This is a genomic window from Streptomyces sp. NPDC058620 (genome assembly GCF_042717135.1).
Taxonomy (GTDB): domain Bacteria; phylum Actinomycetota; class Actinomycetes; order Streptomycetales; family Streptomycetaceae; genus Streptomyces.
On sequence record NZ_JBHXQO010000136.1, the window covers coordinates 1 to 2,575 of the forward strand.

4 protein-coding genes and 1 pseudogene are annotated in these 2,575 nt (G+C 63.3%); all 5 read right to left on the minus strand.

The annotated features are described in order from the left end of the window. Positions 1–139: 139 nt before the first annotated feature. Positions 140–310 carry a hypothetical protein gene (locus tag ACFWSK_RS37610; RefSeq protein ID WP_383796652.1) on the minus strand — a complete coding sequence of 57 codons (171 nt, stop codon included), beginning with the start codon at positions 308–310 and terminating at the stop codon, positions 140–142. A 5-nt stretch (positions 311–315) separates the two neighbouring features. Further along, positions 316–894, minus strand: a complete 579-nt coding sequence (locus tag ACFWSK_RS37615; protein ID WP_383796655.1) for a transposase family protein — start codon at positions 892–894, stop codon at positions 316–318. A gap of 363 nt (positions 895–1,257) precedes the next feature. Continuing rightward, complete coding sequence (locus tag ACFWSK_RS37620) at positions 1,258–1,743, minus strand: DUF1877 family protein (protein ID WP_383796657.1); 486 nt, start codon at positions 1,741–1,743, stop codon at positions 1,258–1,260. 129 nt (positions 1,744–1,872) lie between these two features. Then, complete coding sequence (locus ACFWSK_RS37625; RefSeq protein WP_383796660.1) at positions 1,873–2,442, minus strand: hypothetical protein; 570 nt, start codon at positions 2,440–2,442, stop codon at positions 1,873–1,875. A gap of 19 nt (positions 2,443–2,461) precedes the next feature. Next, positions 2,462–2,575 (minus strand): annotated as a pseudogene (locus tag ACFWSK_RS37630) (IS5/IS1182 family transposase); the annotation flags it as partial.

Here is a 2,575-nt window from a genome sequence, read left to right on the forward strand (position 1 = left end):
AAGAACGCCTCCTGCCCCGCCGAGGCGAAGATGCGGTGGACGGCCTTGCCCGAGTACGACAACCGGAACGCGAACAAGTAGCAGGTCACCAGCTCCCCGGCTAGCTTCACCGTGACGTCCCCGAAAGTCGACCTCGGCCTCAGCGCCAGGCGCGGCCCTGGAGCGGGATCTCCCGCCAGGGAAGGGCCTTGAGCTGGCTTCGGAGCCTCTTCTGGTTGCCCTTGGCGATCACGATGTAGTGCGCGCCGCGTGAAAGGAGGTAGTCGGCGTGTTCGCGCTGGGTGTGCATGGCATCGCTGGTCACCACCACGTTGGCTAGGTAGGCGACGGCATCGAGCAGTGGCCGGAAGCAGGTGATTTCGCGCCGACGTCCAACTGGGCCAGGACCAGGCCGGTGGCGTGGTCCAGGGCAGCAAGTAAGTGGATCCTCCGACCGTCGGTCCTGGCGGCTCCGCGCAGGCTCTTCCCATCGACGGCCAGACCGCGCAGTCGGCCCGGCTCTGGGGCGCGGCGGTCGGCAAGCCAGCGACCGACAGCCAGGTCGAGCGCATCACCGTCAATTCGCGCCAACAACCTGCGAACCGTTGTCTCTGTGGGGCGGACCCGCTTCGGCAACAGCGGGTCGAGCCGAACCCCGACGCGTTCGAGGACGTGTGGCGGAGCATCTGCAATCCACTCCCCTACCGCCAACAGCGATGTCGCCCCAGTCAGGACTGCGCATGCGGCCAGGGCGAGCACCACCACCAGAGCGTGGCGCACTCCGCGGGGATCACGCGGATCGGGCACCTCCGACAGGCGCTCAAGCAGACCGGGGAGTTCCTCCGGAGTGAGTTCTTGATGCCGGCGGAGGTGGTCAAGGGCAGATGGGATCAGCGATGATGCGTCGGCAGGCACGGTCTTCCACTCGGATCACGGGGCGTAGAGAAATCCATGATCTTGGAGGCCCGTGCCTGCCACGTTTCGGGGTACCACCAGGCTGACAGACCGCCACAAGACCCAGCTCCGCTCAACAACGCCGAAGCCCTGCGTACCGGGTCGATGCTGTCGGCCGGGACGAACGCGGCGATCTCGATAGCCTCGGCGCTGCAACCAAGAGACCATGCCAGCGGCTGGGGTTGAGCAATCTTGACGCTCTCGCGGACGACCTGCCCGTGCGTCGTCCGTATCGGGGTGTTGAGGTGGAGCGGCTGGACGACGTCAGGGTGATTCGTATGTTCCCGGTGAAGGGTGGCGGCCGTGAATGGGTCGTTCGGGCGGTCAGCCGTATACGCGCTTGGTCACCGCTTGCCCTGCGGCCGACGCGTCGAGATAGAACTTCTTCATCGTGTCGATATGCCCTACTAGCTCAATGACCATCCAGTCTGGAGCGCCACCCACGACCCGCAATTTACCCTTGTTCTGCTCAAGTAGGGCGTCGGTGTGCACTCCCTGAAGGTATTGGGACGCGGCCCGGACCAACTCAGGCTTCAGCACAAGGAGCATGTCGAAAGGGCTCCCCAGGGTAGCCACCTGCTCGCCGCCAAGGACAGGCAGGCACTCGGATCCCGTTGCCGGGAAGTCCTCGCCGGTCAGTAGTACGTTGACCTTTTGCCAGTCCTCTCCCAGATTGCATAGAATCCCGGCTTCCAGCTCGTGAAGGAACTTATCGTTCTCCAGGGTCTCCGTGAACTGACTCTCCAGAAACTCGGTACCCTTCCGGACCTCATCGGGTCCAACTCGACGCATCCTCAATGATGTACCCACAATGGACTCCTCACTCGCTAAAACCGGGTCAACAATCAGCGATAGCATACCGCCTCGCTGAAATGTCGCCCCATCAGGGCGTGTTGGCCGGGCGGCCTGTCAGGCCGCCCGGCCAACTTTTCTACCTTCTTAGAAGGCCATGGCGCCTCCTGTTATCAGCCCTCCGGCCACCGGGAACAGAATCGGGTCGTCGGCGATGCCTATACCGGTGACATCGTCCGCGGCTGCTACGGCTCCGACTACTATCCCTGCGCCGATCATCAAGCTGCCGGTCAGCCAGCTGGGCCTGGTGGCAGGCTGCTCGGCCGGCTGCGCCTCGGGGAGTTTCTTCGTCTCGATTTTCTTCATCGAGTAGGCGATCACGGAGGATGACCTAGCGGACGGCCACGCAGTCACCCATTCCGCCCCCTTCTTCCAGTTCACACCGGACTGTTCGGGGAATGCGAATCCGGCCTTGACGGTGCGGTTGTCCCCATTGCTCTTCAAATGCTTCTGCAGGGCGTCAACCTTGTTCTGGACGTCCTTCTTTCCACCCGCTTCCGCGGAACCTCCGGCATGCTTGGCGTCCCAGATGTAGACGGTCGTGTCGGTCCAGTACATCAGGTCCGCATAGCCGGTGTTCAATCCTGGATTCTTGGCCGATCCGCCGGGGATCGCGTTCCGCGGATTCTGGAGTCCACCAGACTGCTCGAGATCCATTGAGCCTTTTCCATCTTGATCAGGTGGCGAGTTCGAGAGCGACGACGGCACGGACGGCGGCTGTGATCCGGGTGGTGCTGCAGCGGAGCTTCCGCAGGAGCCGCCAGGACTTGAGTATGGCCATGGCGCGTTC